Source organism: Shewanella sp. CAL98-MNA-CIBAN-0140 (genome assembly GCF_040309905.1).
GTDB lineage: Bacteria > Pseudomonadota > Gammaproteobacteria > Enterobacterales > Shewanellaceae > Shewanella > Shewanella psychromarinicola.
This window is the reverse complement of record NZ_JBEOPI010000216.1, coordinates 1-258: the sequence shown is the minus strand read 5'-3', so window position 1 is coordinate 258 and position 258 is coordinate 1. Positions and strand designations below refer to the sequence as shown.

Annotated in this window: 1 protein-coding gene; it reads right to left on the bottom strand. The window is 60.1% G+C overall.

Going from position 1 to position 258, the window contains the following annotated elements:
* Window positions 1-7: 7 nt before the first annotated feature.
* Window positions 8-258, bottom strand: a 251-nt coding sequence (locus tag AAEY93_RS20820; protein ID WP_351079595.1) for an SDR family oxidoreductase, incomplete at its 5' end; no start/stop codon positions are given.

Here is a 258-nt window from a genome sequence, read left to right as displayed (position 1 = left end):
CTTCAGATCAACCATTGCCTCTGAACTCCGGATAAAGGCTCATGCCGCCATCAATAAACAAAGTGCTGCCCACCACATAATCGGAGGCATCGCTGGCCAGCCACACCACCGCGTTGGCCACGTCTTCGACATCGCCGACCCGACCGTAGGGAATCAACTTGAGCAGTTGTTGCTCGGCATCGCCCTCGGTGGCGGCGCGGTTGATTGCTGTGCGAATCGCCCCCGGCGCGATGCCGTTGATGCGAATGCGCTGAGGGC